Here is a 19,202-nt window from a genome sequence, read left to right as displayed (position 1 = left end):
TTAGGCGGCCGTATCCGCGTTCAAATCAAGCGAAGCAGATGGAGGCTGCGATGGTATCTGAACGTTTCGAAGATCCCTTTGTCATTTCGCAAGACGTCTAAATGCCAGCGCCTATTGCGTGTACAAGGCTGAGCGACGATCCAAGTCACTTGCGATGCTCTCCAATTCCTCCATCGTGATCGCATCCGTAGAATCCGCAGCGCGCAAGCTGACAATAATATCCCTGAGCCTTCTAAGCTGAATCTCAAGAACGCGTTGAGACTTCGCCGACGATGAATCTCGTCTCTCGACCGCTGCCCACCACTCGGAGAGCCGGCCAGCACCAAGGCGGATAATACGTGGCGACCGGACGAAGCAGTCGTAGCACAATACTGCCGCCAACCACACGTCCAAGTAGTCGTTGGCACCTGCTGTCGTACGTTCGATCAACTCGACATGCGAAATCAAAACCTCTCTTCTAAACTGCTTCAACTGGAGGGACTGGCGCGCGGCTCTGCTGCGCTTTAGGACGTCGTCGATCTCCCGACCGCCCTCTGCGTACCGCTGTGCGGCGCTTCTTAGGTTCCCGGCTCGCCTATCCATTTCGGCGAGTTGTTGATAAGCATCTGCACGGTTGATTAGGATATCTGAGGCAGGAATCTTGTCCTCGGTAAATTTAGTAATTTCTAGAAGACCTGTCCAATCTCCGAGTTCCGACTTCGCCGTGACCCAAAGGGGCAAAAGCTCCGCCCGCTGACAACCAAGCTCATGTGCTTTCCGGAGTGCGATCTCGCTCTTCTTGAAGTCAGGGGGTACTGTCATTTGATATGCACGACCTAACAGGCATTTGATGTCCCTGTTTTGATACTTTCGGTCGAGAAGTTCCGCAACGTCGAGTGCGTCGCTTGACTGACCCAGATTCCATAAGTCTGTCACCCGGCGAATTTCTGGACCCAAGTCAGATCGGACGACTGGCGCGGCTTTTCGAGCGCGAACACAGTCCGCCTCGATTTTTTTCGGGTTTCGAACTTTGAGTCTTAACAAGTCCCGCATCATCCTAATACTTCCCGGGATGGTCACAAGCGCCCCGCCAGGAAGATTTACGTCGGCATGCGACAGCAAATGGTACTTTCTAAGCTCTGCGAAATCATCACGGACCTGTTGCACGCTACGTGACAGCACCGTGCTGAGTTCAGCAAGAGTGCTTTGAGTCAGTACGCACAAAGCAAAGAGCACATTCCTTGTGGCGTCTGGAAGCTGATCGAGTTCCCGATCAAACGCAAAACGGCGGACGTCCTCCCCATCAGCACCTTTCCACTTGGTTAGCGCCTGGTCCAACGTCTCGCCCAGCGACACTAGCCGCAGAACAGATGATGCAAACGTGGGCGATCCCTCTGTGACTTCGTGAAACCGTTTAATCTGTTTGGAGTTCCGCTCAGCCACCGAGGGAAGACTGAGGGCAGCACTTGTGACTTCGACGAAGTCGCAGAAATCGTCAAGATCAAGACCTTTCACACGTAAAACTTGGCCCGGCGCTGCGCCAAGATCGAGTCGCGCTGTCAATACCGCTCGAGACCCGACGACCGATTTCCCCGCCGTATGAGCGAACAGGGAAATAAGCGTATGAAAGAGATCTTGCTGCAGATCGGGTTCAAGCGAGTCAATGTCATCCACCACCACCAAGGCTGGCAAGATGCGGAGCGCGTCGATCGCGCGATCCATGAGCGCCTCGCGTCCTGCCTCCAACGGCACGTCTTCCTGCAAAGCGCCAAGCTCCAAACAAATGGTTCGCAGCACGTCCTCGACGTCGGCGAAGTCCACTCGACTTGACGGAACGTATTGACCGTTCACCGCCGTATAAAATTGGCGCTTCGCGCTGAGCCATATTATTCGGTGAAACCCGAATGGAGAAGCGCTCGCGACTTGGTCACAAAACTCGTGCGCCAGTGTGGTCTTTCCTACCCCTCCGATGCCAGCAAGAAGTTTGACAGAGTTGTACTTGTCTAGGAACCATTTCCAAAGGGAGCCGAGGTAGTCTTCACGACCGACAAATTCAATGAAACCCGGGTCACGATCTGCAAGGTTCGAGGCCATAACTGCTACAGGCGTTTGCGCCATGGCCATATGGTGAATAGCACGCTTACCAGGCGCGAACAGAAAAGCAAAGTGTTCGGACGACTCTGCACGAATGCATTGATCTGCGAACCTGAAGTAGATGTCCCCTTTGCCATAAGGTCGCTTTCCGCTCGGCTTCTCGGGCGCATCCTTACCGAATTGAGCCGGAAGTTTCTCGTAGCCTCGCTGCGGTATAAATAGGATGCCCACGGCCCTATCAGCGGTCTCGCGTGTTGTGAAAGTTCTGAAGCAACATTCCACTTGTTGCCCAGTCGCAGCAAGAAACCGCTTATTCAGCTCATCGCAATCGAATCCGTCTGAGAAGCCCACAATGTCACGCGGTGAGTTCCGAACGCCTGCGACGATGTAACCGCCGAACGAGTTGTAGAAGGCGGCGACGTCTTTCATAACTTCCGCCATCGCACCGTTGAATTCCGCAAGTTCTTCTGCGGTCGGCTTGCGTGATGATGCCAAGCTTGGAAGCTTAAGCTTGTAGTCCCAAAGTTGGCGCTCGTACTCCAAAGGCTCGCCATTCGGAAGAAGAGCGCGGAGGACTTCCTCGTCCAACTGCCCGCACCGCACGAATCCATGTAGTCGCGCTTTATGCGCGAAGACGCTCTCGTTTGCCGTAGTCATTTTTCTTTTGAAAGATTGTCCTGAACTCGAGCAGCTAATTCTGGGGTTTGCGCCCGAGGCGCTGCATGTCTTGCTCTATTGTATGATATATGCTGACTTGGACCGGATTTTCTACGGCATAAACAGCTGTGATAGCAGGCTCGCACCATCGGAGAACGTGGCCGCCGGACGTGCGACACGCGATTGATCAGTGCAAGCGGCCATAAAGCGTCTCGCAGCCGTCCGACCATAAATCGCCCGCGAGCATCAACTGAGGCCGACTTGCTTCCGTCCCGAAGTCAGTAGCCTCCGAAGTGGAACGGTTCTTAGAATGGCGGCTTTCAGAGTTGCACGAGCGGCAACTATTGGCCGGAAGCGCCATCGGACCGTGGCTCTGCGGATCCGACGCTGAGCTCGGCGACGTCAGCTGTCTGGCGGGTGGTATCAACGCGAACTGACGGCCAAAAGTGGTCCTCGAAGATTCTTTGAAAGCCGACATCCATAGGGCTGAAGTATCCTTGATAGCGGCCATTCACGCCGTTAGAGCGACCACAGTGGCACCGTCGTCAACGGTCGCCAAAAGCAAGGTGGTAGGAGGACGAGATCATCTTAAGGATCAGCATGTCGCAGATCTCGGGGGAAACTGCACGCGGGGAAGATCTCAAAACTGAGGTACAGACGGAACCCCCACGGCTTTCGAACTTTGCCAGTCCGTTGTCCGTTGGAAGTGAACCAGCAACCCCCGTTCCGTCGCTAAAGGCGTAACCAGCTCATCGGCCCAAGTCGAAGCCCGTGAATCTGACTCTGGGAGTGGAAAATGGATGTCTTCCGTCGCTGCGGGAATTGCAAAAGACGATTCAAAGTACGGCCGCAATGCCCCAATCAGCTGTACTGCTCCAGTCACGAATGTCAGCTCACGCGACGAAGGCTCTGGCAGAAAGAGCGGATGCAGTCTGACGGCGACTATCGGGAGAATCAGCTTCGAGCCAGTGCTGATTGGCGAGCGCGAAATCCCGATTATTGGAGGTCTTATCGGGAAAAGCATCCGGATTATGTCGATCGCAACCGTGAGCACCAGAGGAAGCGGACATCAAATCGACGTGCTGCTGCAAACATGGACGTCTGGCGGCTCGACTCCTCCCTGCGATCGGGAACGTACATATTGACGGCCGCACCTAGCCTGTCGCACGCAAAAATGAACGGGTGGATTGTTCACCTCACAGTGCTGAGAGGCCCGGGGGCTTCGTACGGAACGATTGCAAATAGATGACTCGTGCCACCTAACGTTACGCGCTGCTACTCTGATTCCGACGCGAAGCGCTCCGGTCCGTAGGGCGTCGATTGGAAGTTCGCTCGGACGAACCTACGGTTCACATGAAGCGGGTCATCGGACTGGTGGCAGGAATGGCAGGCGATTCTGAAACAATGGTGTCTGAAGACGGCCTCCATACGAGAGCTGCCGAGTATGTTCGTATGTCGACCGAACACCAACAGTATTCCGCAGAGAACCAACGATCAAAGATTCGAGACTATGCCAATCAGCATCGGCTCAGGATCGTTGCGACTTATGCAGACGAGGGGAAGAGCGGCCTTAGGTTAGACGGGCGCGCAGCACTTCAGCGGCTCATCCATGACGTCGAAGCACGCACTGCCGACTTCCAACTCATACTGGTATATGACGTCAGTCGCTGGGGACGATTTCAGGATGCCGATGAGAGTGCCTATTACGAGTATGTGTGCAGGCGTTCCGGCATCAATGTTGTTTATTGTGCTGAGCAATTCGAGAACGATGGATCTCCTGTCTCAACTATCGTTAAAGGTGTCAAACGGGCGATGGCCGGAGAGTATAGCAGGGAGTTATCAGCGAAAGTCTTCGCCGGTCAATGCCGATTGATTGAGCTCGGCTTCCGACAAGGAGGGCCGGCCGGCTTCGGCCTAAGGAGAGTTCTTCTCGACCAAAGTGGGCTGGTCAAGTCGGAACTTGGGCGCGGAGAACGTAAGAGCTTGCAAACCGATCGGGTGGTCTTGATGCCAGGACCTGAGAATGAGACCGGAATGGTTCGTTTGATCTACCAGTGGTTCATCGAGGAATCTCTACCCGAAGCCCAAATCGCGGCGAGATTGAACTCTATGAATGTTCGGACCGACCTCGATCGTGTGTGGAGCAGGGCGACGGTACATGAGGTCCTCACCAACGAAAAGTACATTGGCAACAACATCTACAACAGGGTTTCGTTCAAACTCAAGAAACTCAGGGTGGCGAATCCGCCAGAAATGTGGATTAGAAAAGACGGAGCATTTAAGCCGGTCTTGTCGCCAGACATATTCTACATAGCCCAAGGGATCATCCGAGCACGTGCGCATCGATACTCTTGCGACGAATTGTTGGGGCGTCTGAGGGAACTCTATCAATCACGCGGCTTTCTTTCTGGAATTGTGATTGATGAAACCGAAGGGATGCCGTCGTCTTCTGTCTACTGTTATCGTTTTGGCAGTTTGGTTAGAGCGTATAAAGCCGTAGGATTCACTCCAGACCGGGACTATCAATATGTCGAGTTAAACCGACTTCTTCGCAGACTGCATCCAGAGATCGTAAATAACACGGAGCGATTGATCGCCGAGATTGGTGGTGAGACTGTGCGAGATCCTGCCACGGATGTGCTGTACATCAATCGAGAATTTACGGTTTCGATCGTCTTGGCACGCTGTCAATACGTGGGTTTGGCGAAACGAAGGTGGAAAGTTCGATTTGATGCGAGCTTGCTTCCCGATATAACTGTTGCCGTAAGAATGAAAGACGGGAACGAGTCGCCTCACGACTATTATCTGCTACCGCGTGTCGACTTTGGACAACGTGATATTCAACTGGCCGAGCGTAACTCGGTGGAACTCGAAACTTATCGCTTTGACACACTTGACTACCTTTATCGCATGGCTGAACGCGCGCTCCTTCGGAGAGTAGCATGAATGCATGCGTCAATCCACTCGTAATCCGAACTGTCCCGATCGAACGCATCGAGATACTCAATCACCGCGATCGTAACAGTCGAATATTTGAGGAGATTGTTGGGAACATTCAGGCGATCGGGCTCAAAAAGCCGATCGTAGTTACTTCGCGAATAGCATCAGACGGCACTGAGCGCTTCATCCTAATTTGCGGAGAGGGACGCTTGACGGCGTTCACGTCTTTGGGAGAGCGCGAGATTCCTGCATTAGTAGTCGATGTCGACGATGAAGACGCCCTTATCATGAGTCTTGCGGAAAATATCGCGCGTCGCCAATACCGTCCACTTGAACTCCTTTTCGGCATCCGGCAATTGGCTGAAAAAGGATACGGAGCCAGAGCAATCGCTGAAAAAACGGGCTTAGCTGCATCATACATCCAAGGAATTCTGACTTTGCTCAAGTACGGTGAGGAGCGCCTACTCGTATCGGTTGAGAGTGGGGCGATTCCATTGAATGCTGCGCTGTCGATCGTCCGTGCGGGCGACGATGATAACGCTGTCCAAAGCGCACTTCAAGAAGCATACGAAAACGGGCAACTTCGCGGAAGGCAACTAGTTCGAGCTCGGCATGTGATTGAAAAGCGGCAATTGCTTGGTAGGTCGATGATCCACAAAGCGCCAGGGAAAAGGTCCACGCTGACCGCGAGCGGACTGGTCAGAACATACCAAAACGAGGCCAAACGGCAGAAGGTACTCGTGCGAAAAGCAGACTTCACGCAACAGCGCCTGCTCTTCATTGTCGGCGCGCTGCGCCAACTGTTCGCCGACGAGAATTTCGTGAATCTGTTACGCGCTGAAGCAATCAGCTCCTTACCCAAATACTTGGCCGACCGTGTATGGCCCGGGAGCGCAGCATGAGCCGAATTCAACTGGCTTTCATTCCAGAGCCGATTAGTGTCCCGCTAGAATCGGTCCTACCGTCAAGACAGCCAACTGCTGGACTAACAAGCTCACGGAAGTTCAAGCAGATTGTCTCATCGATCCAGGAGGTTGGCCTCATTGAACCACTCTCCGTCATGCCTGAGGACAAGAATCTCGGAGGCTTCGTCCTTTTGGACGGGCATCTGCGACTTATAGCGTTACGATCGCTTGGTATTTCACATGCAGCGTGTCTGGTATCGACCGATGACGAAGGTTACACCTACAACAATCGGGTGAATCGACTATCGGCTCTGCAAGAGCACTACATGATTCGACGAGCGATGGAAAGAGGTGCGTCGCCCGAGCGCTTAGCTAAGGCACTTGGCGTCAATCTCTCTCATATCATCAGTAAGGCGACCTTGTTGGACGGAATCTGTCCCGAGGCGATCGATCTTCTCAAAGACCAACAATTCTCCCCAAGCCTTTCTCGGGTGATTCGGAGAATGAAGCCTACTCGGCAGGTGGAATGCATTGAGCTTATGCTCGCGGCGAACAACATTACTGCAGCCTATGCGGAGGCCCTGTTGGCCGCGACTCCGACCGATCGGCTAGTCGAAGGGAAGCGACGTCCTCGCCGCGTCGTTGTGAGTCAGGAGCAGATCGCGAAGATGGAGCGCGAAATGGGCAATCTGCAAAGCAGGTATAAACTCGCAGAACAGAGTTTCGGTCAGGATGTCTTGAACCTAGTGCTGGCTCGCGGTTACCTGGCAAAATTGCTCGAGAATGAAGACATAATGCGGTATCTCTTAGTTCATCATCCAGACTTGGTGAAGGAATTCGAGCTAATCCTCGAGTCGGTATCGCTTGAGCAAGCATGAGTATGCGCCGCCCGTGAACGAATCAGTTATTGCTATTTTCGCGTGCATTCGTTACGACTTTCGCGGTCTGAGCGCGTCACGACAGAGTGCCCACAATTCGATCACGTCGGAACTCGTTAAATTCAGCGCAAGTGTTTCGGTGAAGATATTTTCAACTTGGGGGCAGCGTCTCCTTTGTTTGACGTGTTCTTTGCAGAGTTTCAAAGCGAGTTGGCCAAGCTGAATGCGCGTCATCCAGTCAAAGGATATTTTCGACCGTGCATGCCACACGCGCGCAGATTCGACTAGGTGATAAAGTGACCATGATTGCGTAAGTCCATACGACACTAGCGTTGCACAGACTAGATAGCAGACGCAATGTACCCGCATGTCGTCGGTGTTGAGTTGAACGTTGGATTCGTGCATAGACCATCGTATAAGAAGTGACATTTAGGGACGACGCGTGAGCAATCGGCAGACGCACTGGCCTCGCCTCGGTAGTAGAGAGATTACGGCATCCTGCAAACTCCATCTACGATCGTGTTTGAAATGCAGCGTTTCGCTCGGACGAGGATAATCGTTCAAGGCGAATACACGCGATCCTGAGTTTCAGGCAATCGTCAGTCGAAATTTCGAGGCGAATGCGGATTGGTTGTGTCAGCGTCGAGTAACTGACCCGCACAAAGCGCTCGCGAATGACGCGAATCTCGTTGCGGGCCGGCCCCAACTTCGTGATCGCATTGGATGGTTCCGCTGCGCTAGCGGATTTTGACGGGTGCGGATTTCGTACTGAAGCATCGGTGCATCGTGTTTTCGAGCGTCGGCTCCGCTTCCCATGCCGGCCACCGAAGCTTCCGATTGGCGAACGGCGGCAGTGGGTCGCGTGTAGCCGTTCGCAGTTGGGGCGAGCATCGTTCGAACGTTCGGATGACGACTGGCGAGACTCGGCCAACTTCGGCTGCTCGCATGGGCAGAAGCACCGGACTCCGGCGTCGACTTTACGTTGGATAAGAGCCGGTATTGCAGCGTTTCGACGTCTTCTCAAAGGGGATACACTGAACTTCTTACCTCCGCTTGGAAGCCAACATGTCAACCGACGGAAAGATGACACCTCCGGTTACCGACGCAGTGCAGTTGTCACGCGTACGTATGGACGAATTGTTGACGCGTGTTGGGGCCGGTCTGCCACCCGACGTTCGACGCGAGCTCGCCGCTGGACTGGAAGCGATACTCGTCGACGCGATAAGCCAGTTCTCCTCGCACCGACCAGATACAAACGACTTCCTGTCCATCGCTGAGGCTGCTACGCAGCTATTCGTGTCGCGTCCGAACATCTCTAAGCTGCTGGAGCAAGGGAAGCTCGAACTTCATCATGAATCGGGGATCGACCGGTTTGTCACAAAGGCATCAGTGCTGGACTATCGTGCGGCGCGAAACGCGGCAGCAGACGCTTATCAAGCTTCGGCGTCCGGCGAAGAATGAGCTCGTCACCGACCACGTCACTTCATCAAGAGACGTGAGGTCGGTCGCGGGTCGAACGGCCGACCAGGGTCGATTTCGCGCGACCGCGTCGGTCAGTGACCGGCCAATGCGCGTTGTTCGACGCTCCGCCATCTGGTTCCGGCCACATCCCTAAGCGGTCGCTCACGGATCGGCGCCGGCCAAATCAAAGCAGATGGCCCTCAGCAATTCCCAGGGGAGAGGTCACCGCAAGCGGATCTGACAAAATCGCTTGCTCCGCACTGGCAAAACGCCGCCGACGCGACAGGCGTCGCTTATCGTGGCTATGCGACAGACCATCTGCCGATCGCGAAGGGATTGAGCGGGCGAGTGCAGCACGGCGAGTTCGCCGGCTCCCCGTCCCGACTCTGCTACAAGCATTCCTGCGCTTGCTCAGGTAACGCGCACAAACTCTCCTTCGGCGAAGAACCACGCCGACATCGTCCGTGCTAGTTCGAGCACGGCCTCCGCGTCGGTCCGGCCGGAGGACGCGCGCACGTGGAACGAATGATCGGCGTCGTCCACCACATGCAGCTTGGCGCGTGGCCCCAGCGTCTCGACGACCGACCTCAGTAGGTGAAGCTCGGCCAGCTTGTCGCGCGTGCCCTGCAGGAAGAGAATCGGCACCGTGACGTCCGTCAGGTGCCGTGCCCGCTCCACGCCGGGCGCGCCCGACGGGTGCAGCGGGAACGCGACGAAAGCGAGCCCACGCACGCCGTCGAGCGGGGAGATGGCCTGGGCTTGGGACGTCATGCGGCCGCCGAAAGACCTGCCGCCCGCGAAGAGCGGCAGGGCAGGCAGCCGCCGGCGGGCCTCTGCGACGGCTGCCTGAACGGTAGCATGTGCCACGGCCGGCGAGTCCACCCGCTTGGAGCTCCGCTCCATGTACGGAAATTGGTAGCGCAATGTGGCGACATTGGCCGCCGCAAGCGCGTCGGCCAATGACGACATGCCGGCGTGCTGCATGCCCGCCCCGGCACCGTGCGCGAAGACATACAGGGCTCGCGCGTTCTCCGGCACTCGGAGGAGCGCAGAGACCTTAGTGCCGTCGGGCAGTGCCAGGGAAAGCGATTCTGAGTCGTCCATCGTATTCACGTCGTGTCGTTGTGGCCTTTGCGCCGATTCTGTGTCAATGAGACATCGGGGAGCGTCTGTGGCGGCCTCCGGCAAGGCATCGGGCGGGTGGAGTTTGCCGGCCGATCCATGGAGCGCGCGCCCATCGTGAACGGCGCCGCAGTTGGGCTTTGCCGGTTGACGACCGCAAGCCCGACCTGTGGGCCGCAACGTGATCCGCGCGTTGAGACATCTGCGTAATAGCACGCCTGCATCATTGTCAGCGAGCTGTTACGACACTGCAATCAGCGTCAAAGGAAGTTCTCGAAGGCGCAGTTCATATATCTGGCTCTCTGGAAGAGCATGGCCGGCTGCAAGGTTCTGCGCCCGGCCACAATGCGACGTTCGACATTCGCGTGAAGATGGTTAACAATCTCGGCTTTAATAACTTACCAGACTGAACGCGGATACCGGTGCCGAAACATAGGACAGGTTTCTCCGCTCTGTTTCGATTGCATAAATATGAGTTCTCCCATATCTTCAAAAAAAATTGATGGGCCCTTCTGGCTGTTGGTCGTAGCTATCGTTGCCATGATCGGTGCGGGACAAGTGTCGGTCTGGCTCAACCAGCGTCCTGGGGAACGCTTAGTCAAGATGGTCGAAATTGGCGCCGCAATGTTGGCGGCGGCCGGTGTCATGCTTGCAACGTACATCAGCTATAGACAGTCAAAAGATGCCCTCGATCGAACTGCGGAAGAAAGGAAGCGTGACAAGCTGGAAGAAACATTTCGTCTAATCGAGAAGTGGGATGACCCTCACTTCCTATCCGCTCGAAAGCTAAGCGTGGCGCTCGGAAAAGAATCGAGCAAGCTTAGTCCGGAAGCAGTGATTTCCAAGGTGGACGAAGACCCTGAACTCCGCAGTTCCATTTCGCTGATGCTGAATTACTTCGACTTCATCCGGTTGTCGATCAAACATGGACGACTCGATCTCGAAATTATGAAAGCGCAGCTTGGCCCGGTGGCGCTCTTAACCCTTGACAGGTTTGACGCATGGATCAAGAAGCAAGCCCCAGTCTATCAGCAAGATATTGCTGAGTTCCGCAAAATCATGTCCTAAAAGTGACGGTGACGGATGCTGTCTCGATAGCCGCCATTAGGTGCGCGGCCCCGCGATCGTCCGCAGTGGGTCCGGCTCCGGCCGCGCCGCGTAGCGAATAGCCCTAGCAACTCCAGGCAATCTGCCCCGCAGCACCTTCGCCGGTCCAAATAGGCCGCCGGGTGTTTCAACAGCGCCGCAGTCGATCGTAAAGAAAGCGATGTACCCATACCGCTCACGCTGCGACAGACGCGCTTGCCTTGATTTTCGTCAAACAGTTAGAGCCCATCGGCTTGCTGCGGCGCCCACAGCGCGAGTGTCCTCACTCACCGTAGGCGAACCGAATCAATTGTTCGGCGGTCCATCCGTGGAATTGCATGCGCTCGTCGTCAGCGAGCAGCGCATCGAAACTCCGAAAAAAGGCGATGCAATGCGCCGTGTTGTCTTTATCGAAGGGCGCGTCGAACGAGGCGGCAACGGTGATTTCGGCCGCGCTCTTTGCAGATTCGTACAACTCGCGGGCTTGGTATTTTCCGATAAAGTAGTCCATGTTCGCTCTTATTGGCAGCGCGTCAGCGAACTTAAGTGCCGCCAAGACCGATGGATTAGGCACGGCACGCCCATTACAATGACGCCGGGCAATGGAGGGCGGTGCCCGCAATAATCTGAAACAATGCCCGACGAGGGGATCGGACGGTGGATAGTGGGAAGCAAAAGGAACAGTTCAACGTGGCGTACGTGCGCGCGATCGCAGCGCAGGCTGGGTTTAATCCATCTCAGCTCGATGTTGACGATGACAGCGTTGACCTCGAACTGAGTGGTCGCGGTTTTTGCGGGCGCGTTCGCAACCCAAAGTTGCAGTTCCAGCTGAAGAGCACGTCACGCGACTGCGTTTCTGGCAGCGTCATTCGCTACCCGCTTTCTCGAAAGAACTACGATGATCTGCGCGGCGACAACCTGATCTGTCCGCGGTACCTCGCCGTGCTGTTAGTGCCCGAAGAGCCTACGGAGTGGGTGCAGCATCATCCAGAACACATGAGTCTGCACAATGCTTGTTTCTATGTCTCCCTTAGAGACCTGCCTGATACCGCCAATACTTCGACCGTTACCGTCAGCGTGCCGCTATCGCAGCGTCTCACTACGGAGGCCCTCAAGGATCTGATGATGCTTGCGAGCTATTCGGAGAGCGAGCGATGAGGCGCGATGAATTGCTCAAACGGCTCGCCGACATAACGCCGGATCAGTTGGCGGCCTACTTGAACCTGCGCGGGTGGCGGAAGGACGCCGACTTAGGCGAGATTGCTTCCGTTTGGCATCGTCCGGAGGCGGAGCAGGAAGACGCAGAGGTTCTACTGCCATCACTTCGACAACGAGCCAGAGATTTCGCCAGCCGCCTTGTCGATGCCGTCCTTTCGATCGCTGATTTTGAGGGGCGGGCCGTGGCTGACATCGTTGCAGACGTCGTTGGACACTTCGCTGATCGCATTCGGGTTCGCGTTTTCCACTTTGATGTCGAGGGAGGGACCATCCCGCTCGACGACGGCGTTCTGCTGAATGAACGAGTTCGCGATTTGATCGAGGCGGCGGCATTCGCTTCGACATCAAAGCGTAGTCAGTACACCGGGCGCAAGCCCGACGAAACGTTGGAATATCTGCGGTCCTTGCGCTTGGGTCAGACGGAGGTGGGAAGTTATGTAGTGAACGTCATCGCGCCATTACCGCTGCAAGACACGACGCAGTTGGTCTTGCCGTTAATACCGGCTAGAAACATTGTGACGGCTACATTGGCGTCCGGCCTGTACGCGCTCGACGAGGCGATCGACAAGATTGCCGCGGGCGGTAGGAAGCATGCGCTGGACGAGGCGGTTCGGAATGGCGCAAGCGCAAACCTGTGCGATGCGCTCGTCGGACTGAGCGGCACGGACAAGAAGCGCGGTTTTGAAGTCGTCATTGCCTCGGCGGGCAGCGGTTCGGTGCCGACACCACCCGCCCGGTTCGTGTTCGATCCGGACAAAGTTGAGCGGGTTGCGGAAGCCGCGATGTATTACAAACGGGAAGACTTTACGCTCTACGACCGGACCATCACTGGATCGGTCGAGAGGCTAGACCGCCCCTCGGCAAACGATACCGGCATCGTCACCGTCAATGCAAGCGTTGACGGCCAAGCTAGGAATATCGCCGTCGCGCTCGGTAAAGAAGAGTATCAGCAGGCAGTGCTCGCACACTTCAACAAGCACCTCGTACGTTGCCATGGCGACGTCCGTATAACCGCACGGGCGGCCCGTTTGGTGGACCCGCGCGGCTTCCGCGTTATCAATAACGACGAGCTGCTGTAGCGCACGTCACGCTGGTCCGCGGCCGGGCTGGTGGCCGAGGGGCAATGCGATCTGCCAAATGAGTAGGTAGCTCCGCGCCGGAAGCTTATTCCCGCGATCTTGGAGACATATGTTCGCCGAGTTCAGATCGGTCCGCATGAAAAAGCGCTATTTGTATTGTTTTATGCCGACCGCGCGGCGCATTGTGACGGTGATGCCTTGTCGCGTGCGCCAGTAGCGTTCTCGTGGGTCCGCTCCAAGCGTGCGTTGTCGGTGGACAGCCTGCGCCATCGTCCACTGGTCACCGCTTTTAACGTCCTGCAACTTATCCCACGATATCGGCATCGATACCGCCATGCCAGGACGGGCGCGCACCGAAAACGCGGCCACGGTACTGGCGCTTCGGCCATTGCGCAGATAGTCGATAACGATCTTGCCGACTCTGTTTTTCGGACCGAGCTCGGCCGAAAACCGCTGCGGCACGAGGCGCGTCATCTGCTGTGCGACCGCCTGCGGGAAGAGCTTCACCTCGTCCCATTCTTGTCGACGAGCGAGCGGCACGACGATGTCAAATCCCTTGCCGCCACTAGTCTTTGCGAACGAGCGAAGACCCAGTTCATCGAGCACGACTTTGACGAGTGATGCTGCTTCCAACATCACGGTCCAGGGCAAGGCGGGATCGGGATCGAGGTCAGAGATGACGCGATCGGGATGCGCGGGATCGGGCGCCACGCCGTTCCATGAGTGAATCTCAACGACGCTCATCTGAGCCAGGCCAACCAACGCATCGGCGGTGTTGGCGACCAGCAGCGGCTTGTGTCCCGGATACACACTCACGGGCAGCTCTTCTACGCCGGGAATGCGGGCGTGCTCGAAATGCTTCTGAAAAAACAGTTCGCCCGCGATACAGTCAGGCGCGCGCACGAGCGGCCCGACGAAGCGACACATTCTCGCAGCGCTTCGTCACAATTTCGATTGCACACCTGACGGGCGCCGTCAAGGCGCAGAGGTGGCTGCGGGCTTTGCAGCCTTTTGTGCGTCCGCCTTCCGTTGGGCGTTCTGATAATTATTGGGATAGTCCACTTGGTTGCCAGCAGGCTGGTAGCCATTCTTCTCAAGCTCGCTAAGCTCCGCGTTCTTCTTGGCGCGCCGAGCTTTCCTATCCGCTTTCTTTTGTTCTTTCTGCAATTGTTTTGCTGATGGGGCACTCGCGCTATCCGTTGGCTGAGCGCCTGCTGGCGTCGCCGCTCCCGCGAAGAAGAGCGCACTTCCGGCAAGGAAGGTTGCTGCGAGGCGAATTGAAGGCATCTTGTTCTCCCGGGTTGAACGCGGCGCTGTCTGACGGCGGCACGCGTGATAACTGGAGTGTAGGTTATGGCTGCGTGGCTTGCTTCGTAGTACAAGCGGCGTCGCTCTGTGCGGGGAAATCTTCGCCGCTTGATTGCTCTCTTCTGCAGTTCGGAGCATCGCCCTTGAGTCAAATGTAGCCACCGTCTGATCGGCGCAGCGTGCTCGATCAAGGACCTTTTGTCATGAAACCAGACGTCAAGCGGCTTACGGGCTCCCCGTGGGCGCCCACGGCACCGATTCCTTATCCAAGGGGTCGCGGGCGATGCAACGCTCTGTGGAAGATATCGTATTTATTTGAAAAAGCAAGTAAAAATAAGTAGGCAAAACGCGCGGGCGTTTGGCTACCGTCGGACCGAAATGGCAGGCGGTAGGGTTTTCACCGCCTTAAATGCTTGATAAATCAAGTATACACTCGCGCGAGCATGCGTGATTATTCAACTAAAAAATGCGCCTTGAATCGGTGATTGCCCGTGGCGACTCAAGCTTGACAGCGCCCAATACCGTGAACTACCGTTACGTCTGTCTCGCAACAAAAGTTCGCTATCCGATCAACGAGGCTGGAATGACAAGACTAGAAGGGGTGCTGACCGCCCTCGTGACGCCCTTTTCCCCCACTGGCGATTTGTCGGTGCCTGAGTTGCGGCGCCAGGTCGAGCGTCAAGTGAGCTACGGAAATGGGATTTTCTGTGGAGGGACCAACGGCGAGTTCTTTTCTTTGCACACAGCGGAGAAATTCGTCCTTGCGCGAGAGTGTGTGGAAGCTGCTGCCGGTCGGGTTCCTGTGGTCGCTCATGTTGGCGCGATTACTCCGGCTGCGACGATCGCTCTGGGTAGAGACGTGGCGGCGCTTGACGTCGACGCCATTTCGGTAATCACGCCGTGGTTGGTGCCGCTTCGACAAGACGAACTCGTGGAGCACTTCTCACGCATTGCCGATGCGATTGACAAGCCGATCTACCTCTACAACATCCCGCCTTTCGCCAAGAATCGACTAGAACCCGAGACGGTCGCGACACTTGCGCAACACGGCAATATCCGTGGAATAAAAGACAGTTCGGGAGACTGGGACAGCATTGCCAGATTTTTAGACGTGGCCAAGGAAAGTCCCGACTTTAAAGTCATGAGCGGCCCCGATCATCTAGCTCGTGAAGGATTTATGGCTGGGTGTTCCGCCTGCGTTTCCGGCCTTGCCAACCTCGTGCCGCACTCGGTCAATTTGATTTGGAGCCGCTTCAAGGCTGGCGATTCGGAAGGATCGCTCGCGGCACAGGACGTCGTGTCAGCCCTTCGCGCCGAACTTCATGCACTCGGATTTGCCCCCGCTGCTGTCAAGAAAGCGCTGTCCCTTGCAGGCGAGAACGTGGGCAGCACACGGCATGTATCTAGATTTTCACTCGAAGCCACCGAGCAAATCAGACGCATCGTAGACAAGTATTTTAAAGATGCGGAGCACGGCTAGATCCCAGATTCGCTGCAGCGCGGCGGGCAGATAACAGAACGATTAGGAGACGACATGACTGATATGACAAAGCGAAGGGTACTTTGCAAGGCTCTGGCGGCCGCAGCGGTTTCTGCCCCTTTTGTAAGACCGGCTTGGTCACAATCGCAAAAGGTTTGGAAGATGACGATGGCCTCACCGCTGCCGAGCACCCATCCGGGATCGACCTTTACTGTTGCCGCGATCGAAGCGATTAAGAAGGAAACCAACGGAGCCGTCCAGATCGAGTATTTGGCAAACAGCGCTCTTGGTAGCGAGCAGAGCGTTTTCACTCAACTAAGATCGGGAGCAATCGACTTCGCGCTTAGTTCGTCGTCGTTCTTGTACACCGTTGTTCCCGTGGCCGGCACGCCGTGTCTTTCTTACGCGTACAACGACTACAAGACGCTTTGGGCCGCACTCGACGGCGACCTCGGTCAATACATCAAAGAAGCACTAAATAAGACCGGCGCTACTGCTTTCAAGATGATTGATAACGGGTTCCGACAGATCACCACCAGCACCAAGCCGATTGCCACTCCAGCCGATCTTAATGGCGTGAAGATCCGAATTCCTCCAAGTCCCCTGTACACGACGATGTTCTCGGCACTTGGTGCGTCCCCTACGACCATCACCGTCGGCGAAGTCTACAGCGCTTTGCAAACAAAGGTGGCTGACGGCATGGAAGGGTCGCTCATATTCTTGGAGTCGCTCAATATCGCGGAGGTCCAAAAGTATTGTTCGAAGACCTCTCATTGTTGGGAGGGCCTCTGGCTCATGGCCGGAAACAAGACGTGGAACAAGTTGCCCGAGGACGTGCGGGCAGTAGTACAGCGAAACCTCGAGGACGCAGCTGTGCGTCAGCAAAAGGAGTTTGCTAGGGCGAGCGGCGAAGCGGAGGCGAAGTTGAAATCGAAAGGAATGGTCGTAAGCGATCCGACGAAAGCACCTTTTCGCGAAAAGCTCGTGAGCGCTGGCTATTACAAGGACTGGAAGGCGAAATTTGGACCTGAGGCATGGGCCAAGATTGAGAAGTACACAGGGCCCCTCGGGGCGTGACAGGCGACCAGTCGTCGGTCAATACAGCCCAAGAAAGTGGAAAGGGATCGGCAGCGTGACCCGATTTGCGCGTCGTAGGCGATTTCCACGCCTGACGTCCCGATTGAGGTAATGCGGTCTACGAGCGATCTCGCGGTGGATTCTGATAAGGGTACTAAGGTCATGAAGAAGCGGAAAACGGCTGAGGAACTGAGAAGTCATCGCTGGTTTGGAGTCAGCGATCTTCGTTCCTTCAGCCAGCGGTCACGGATGAAGCAAATGGGTTTGGACATGATCGACTTCGCCGGAAAGCCGATCATTGCAATCTTAAATACCTGGAGCGGACTCGCACACTGCCATGCTCATTTTAAGAACCGCGTCGAAGACGTGAAGCGAGGGGTGCTTGAGGCCGGAGGCTTTCCGGTAGAGATTCCGGTGATGGCATTGCCAGAGAATTTCGTCAAGCCCACCACCATGTTGTACCGGAATCTGTTGGCAATGGAGGCAGAGGAGTCGCTGCGTTCATTGCCGATCGATGGTGCGGTGCTCATGGGCGGCTGCGACAAGACTACGCCCGCTCTTGTGATGGGCGCGATTAGTGCAAATCTTCCCGCGATTTTTATGCCGGCAGGACCCATGTTGCGCGGGAACTGGCGCGGCAAGATATTGGGCTCAGGTAGCGATATTTGGAAGTTCTGGGACGAAAAGCGGGCAGGCGAGATCAGCGACGCCGATTGGAGTGAGATGGAAGCAGGTATCGCTCGCTCGGACGGTGTCTGCATGACGATGGGCACGGCCATGACGATGACCTCACTCACGGAAGTCCTCGGCTTGTCGCTTCCAGGTGCGTCCTCGATCCCGGCTCCGGATGCAAATCATCGCCGTATGGCAGCGGAGTGTGGCCGGCGTGCAGTCGATCTTGTTTGGGAAGATTTGAAGCCCAGCGACATTCTGACGTCCACTTCGTTCGACAACGCTATCGTGACGAGCGCTGCGTTAGCCGGTTCCACCAATGCGATCATTCATCTCATTGCGATGGCGCGCCGGGCAAACATCCCGCTTGAGCTTGAGCGTTTTGATGCGTTGTCGCGAGATATACCCGTAATAGCAGACATCCGGCCGTCCGGGAAGTACCTCATGGAGGACTTTTACTATGCGGGCGGTTTGCAGGCTTTGCTTACAAGGATTAGCGATCGCCTGGATCTCTCTCAAAAGAATGTCCTAGGCGGAACTCTGGGCGACGCGCTGCAAGATCAAACGGTCTACAACGATGACGTTATTCGTACCGTTCAGAACCCCGTTTCGTCAGCGGAAGGCTTGGCTGTCCTTCGTGGCAACCTTGCTCCTGGCGGGTGTGTAATGAAGCCATCGGCGGCTGATCCCCGATTGCATAAGCATTGTGGCCCCGCGCTAGTTTTCGCCAATTACAACGAGATGGCGGCAGAAATTGACCGCGAGGATCTCGACGTTACCCCCGATCACGTCATCGTTTTGCAAAATGCGGGCCCAAAAGGCGGACCCGGAATGCCGGAGTGGGGCATGCTGCCGATTCCGACCAAGCTCGTGCGGCAAGGTGTACGCGACATGGTTCGTATATCCGACTCAAGGATGAGCGGAACAAGCTATGGCGCGTGCATTCTGCATGTGGCGCCGGAGAGCTTTATCGGCGGACCGCTCGCGCTTGTCCGCAACGGTGATCTGATCGAAATCGACGTACCGGCGCGCAGCATTCGGCTCGTAGTATCAGACGAAGAGCTAGAAGAACGAAAGGCTGAGTGGACGCCTCCTGAACGTATTTATCCACGGGGCTATGGAGCGATGTTCTCCGCGCACATTGGCCAGGCCGATAGTGGCTGCGACCTCGACTTCTTGCAGGCCCCCGGTACGGTACCAGAGCCCGAGATTCACTAAATGACTCGGGTTGGATCAGTTTATAAAA

The 19,202-nt window shown here is 55.9% G+C and carries 16 protein-coding genes; 11 read left to right on the top strand and 5 right to left on the bottom strand.

The genetic code is table 11. The annotated features are described in order from the left end of the window. Positions 1-111: 111 nt before the first annotated feature. The gene (locus tag U4Y90_RS21760) at positions 112-2,661 is read right to left on the bottom strand and encodes an AAA family ATPase (protein ID WP_321797607.1); all 2,550 of its coding nucleotides are present in this window, start codon (positions 2,659-2,661) and stop codon (positions 112-114) included. An 869-nt stretch (positions 2,662-3,530) separates the two neighbouring features. Between U4Y90_RS21760 and U4Y90_RS21755 the strand changes: the two genes are divergently transcribed. The 5 genes from U4Y90_RS21755 (at position 3,531) to U4Y90_RS21735 (ending at position 8,914) form a co-directional block, all read left to right on the top strand. Next, a complete protein-coding gene (locus tag U4Y90_RS21755) occupies positions 3,531-3,875 on the top strand; it encodes a hypothetical protein (protein WP_321797606.1) in 345 nt (114 codons plus the stop codon). A 238-nt stretch (positions 3,876-4,113) separates the two neighbouring features. Continuing rightward, positions 4,114-5,676 carry a recombinase family protein gene (locus U4Y90_RS21750; protein ID WP_321797622.1) on the top strand — a complete coding sequence of 521 codons (1,563 nt, stop codon included), beginning with the start codon at positions 4,114-4,116 and terminating at the stop codon, positions 5,674-5,676. Continuing rightward, positions 5,673-6,572: a ParB/RepB/Spo0J family partition protein gene (locus U4Y90_RS21745; RefSeq protein WP_321797605.1), complete on the top strand. Its 900-nt coding sequence runs from the start codon at positions 5,673-5,675 to the stop codon at positions 6,570-6,572. Before U4Y90_RS21750 ends, U4Y90_RS21745 begins: the two co-directional genes overlap by 4 nt. After that, entirely contained in the window at positions 6,569-7,453 is an 885-nt protein-coding gene (locus U4Y90_RS21740; RefSeq protein ID WP_321797603.1) for a plasmid partitioning protein RepB C-terminal domain-containing protein, read from the top strand. Before U4Y90_RS21745 ends, U4Y90_RS21740 begins: the two co-directional genes overlap by 4 nt. A gap of 1,065 nt (positions 7,454-8,518) precedes the next feature. Continuing rightward, a complete protein-coding gene (locus U4Y90_RS21735; protein WP_321797601.1) occupies positions 8,519-8,914 on the top strand; it encodes a hypothetical protein in 396 nt (131 codons plus the stop codon). A gap of 411 nt (positions 8,915-9,325) precedes the next feature. On the opposite strand, the gene U4Y90_RS21730 is transcribed toward U4Y90_RS21735, so the two are convergent. Continuing rightward, positions 9,326-10,018, bottom strand: coding sequence for an alpha/beta family hydrolase (locus tag U4Y90_RS21730; protein WP_321797599.1), 693 nt, complete (start codon positions 10,016-10,018; stop codon positions 9,326-9,328). Positions 10,019-10,507: 489 nt separating this feature from the next. On the opposite strand from U4Y90_RS21730, the gene U4Y90_RS21725 reads away from it, so the two are divergent. Beyond that, a complete protein-coding gene (locus U4Y90_RS21725) occupies positions 10,508-11,104 on the top strand; it encodes a hypothetical protein (protein WP_321797597.1) in 597 nt (198 codons plus the stop codon). Positions 11,105-11,405: 301 nt separating this feature from the next. Here the strand turns inward: U4Y90_RS21725 and U4Y90_RS21720 are convergent, their stop codons facing one another. Further along, complete coding sequence (locus U4Y90_RS21720) at positions 11,406-11,633, bottom strand: hypothetical protein (protein ID WP_321797595.1); 228 nt, start codon at positions 11,631-11,633, stop codon at positions 11,406-11,408. A gap of 146 nt (positions 11,634-11,779) precedes the next feature. Here U4Y90_RS21720 and U4Y90_RS21715 point away from each other — a divergent pair, with 146 nt between their 5' ends. Continuing rightward, a complete protein-coding gene (locus U4Y90_RS21715) occupies positions 11,780-12,280 on the top strand; it encodes a DUF4365 domain-containing protein (protein ID WP_321797594.1) in 501 nt (166 codons plus the stop codon). Continuing rightward, positions 12,277-13,419: a hypothetical protein gene (locus tag U4Y90_RS21710; RefSeq protein WP_321797593.1), complete on the top strand. Its 1,143-nt coding sequence runs from the start codon at positions 12,277-12,279 to the stop codon at positions 13,417-13,419. The genes U4Y90_RS21715 and U4Y90_RS21710 overlap by 4 nt, the downstream gene beginning before the upstream one ends. A gap of 147 nt (positions 13,420-13,566) precedes the next feature. Here the strand turns inward: U4Y90_RS21710 and ligD are convergent, their stop codons facing one another. Both ligD and U4Y90_RS21700 read right to left on the bottom strand, forming a co-directional pair. Continuing rightward, entirely contained in the window at positions 13,567-14,346 is a 780-nt protein-coding gene (gene ligD / locus U4Y90_RS21705) for a non-homologous end-joining DNA ligase (protein WP_321797592.1), read from the bottom strand. A 48-nt stretch (positions 14,347-14,394) separates the two neighbouring features. Beyond that, positions 14,395-14,706 carry a hypothetical protein gene (locus U4Y90_RS21700; protein ID WP_321797590.1) on the bottom strand — a complete coding sequence of 104 codons (312 nt, stop codon included), beginning with the start codon at positions 14,704-14,706 and terminating at the stop codon, positions 14,395-14,397. 526 nt (positions 14,707-15,232) lie between these two features. Here U4Y90_RS21700 and U4Y90_RS21695 point away from each other — a divergent pair. The 3 genes from U4Y90_RS21695 to araD all read left to right on the top strand — a co-directional run bounded on the left by U4Y90_RS21695 (position 15,233) and on the right by araD (position 19,174). Then, positions 15,233-16,207 carry a dihydrodipicolinate synthase family protein gene (locus U4Y90_RS21695; RefSeq protein ID WP_321797588.1) on the top strand — a complete coding sequence of 325 codons (975 nt, stop codon included), beginning with the start codon at positions 15,233-15,235 and terminating at the stop codon, positions 16,205-16,207. Positions 16,208-16,261: 54 nt separating this feature from the next. After that, positions 16,262-17,284: a TRAP transporter substrate-binding protein gene (locus U4Y90_RS21690; protein ID WP_321797586.1), complete on the top strand. Its 1,023-nt coding sequence runs from the start codon at positions 16,262-16,264 to the stop codon at positions 17,282-17,284. Positions 17,285-17,446: 162 nt separating this feature from the next. Next, the gene (gene araD / locus U4Y90_RS21685) at positions 17,447-19,174 is read left to right on the top strand and encodes an L-arabinonate dehydratase (protein ID WP_321797620.1); all 1,728 of its coding nucleotides are present in this window, start codon (positions 17,447-17,449) and stop codon (positions 19,172-19,174) included. The last annotated feature ends 28 nt before the right edge of the window (positions 19,175-19,202 follow it).

Source organism: Caballeronia sp. J97 (assembly GCF_905220305.1).
Taxonomy (GTDB): domain Bacteria; phylum Pseudomonadota; class Gammaproteobacteria; order Burkholderiales; family Burkholderiaceae; genus Caballeronia.
This window is presented reverse-complemented; position numbering and strand designations above follow the sequence as displayed.

Excerpts from the sequence above, each read along its gene's own strand:
- U4Y90_RS21755 (WP_321797606.1), top strand. The coding sequence starts at position 3,531 with ATGTCTTCCGTCGCTGCGGGAATTGCAAAAGACGATTCAAAGTACGGC.
- U4Y90_RS21730 (WP_321797599.1), bottom strand. The coding sequence starts at position 10,018 with ATGGACGACTCAGAATCGCTTTCCCTGGCACTGCCCGACGGCACTAAG.
- ligD (WP_321797592.1), bottom strand. The coding sequence starts at position 14,346 with ATGTGTCGCTTCGTCGGGCCGCTCGTGCGCGCGCCTGACTGTATCGCG.
- U4Y90_RS21735 (WP_321797601.1), top strand. The coding sequence starts at position 8,519 with ATGTCAACCGACGGAAAGATGACACCTCCGGTTACCGACGCAGTGCAG.
- U4Y90_RS21700 (WP_321797590.1), bottom strand. The coding sequence starts at position 14,706 with ATGCCTTCAATTCGCCTCGCAGCAACCTTCCTTGCCGGAAGTGCGCTC.
- U4Y90_RS21725 (WP_321797597.1), top strand. The coding sequence starts at position 10,508 with ATGAGTTCTCCCATATCTTCAAAAAAAATTGATGGGCCCTTCTGGCTG.
- U4Y90_RS21740 (WP_321797603.1), top strand. The coding sequence starts at position 6,569 with ATGAGCCGAATTCAACTGGCTTTCATTCCAGAGCCGATTAGTGTCCCG.
- U4Y90_RS21690 (WP_321797586.1), top strand. The coding sequence starts at position 16,262 with ATGACTGATATGACAAAGCGAAGGGTACTTTGCAAGGCTCTGGCGGCC.
- U4Y90_RS21710 (WP_321797593.1), top strand. The coding sequence starts at position 12,277 with ATGAGGCGCGATGAATTGCTCAAACGGCTCGCCGACATAACGCCGGAT.
- U4Y90_RS21745 (WP_321797605.1), top strand. The coding sequence starts at position 5,673 with ATGAATGCATGCGTCAATCCACTCGTAATCCGAACTGTCCCGATCGAA.
- U4Y90_RS21750 (WP_321797622.1), top strand. The coding sequence starts at position 4,114 with ATGGCAGGCGATTCTGAAACAATGGTGTCTGAAGACGGCCTCCATACG.
- araD (WP_321797620.1), top strand. The coding sequence starts at position 17,447 with ATGAAGAAGCGGAAAACGGCTGAGGAACTGAGAAGTCATCGCTGGTTT.
- U4Y90_RS21720 (WP_321797595.1), bottom strand. The coding sequence starts at position 11,633 with ATGGACTACTTTATCGGAAAATACCAAGCCCGCGAGTTGTACGAATCT.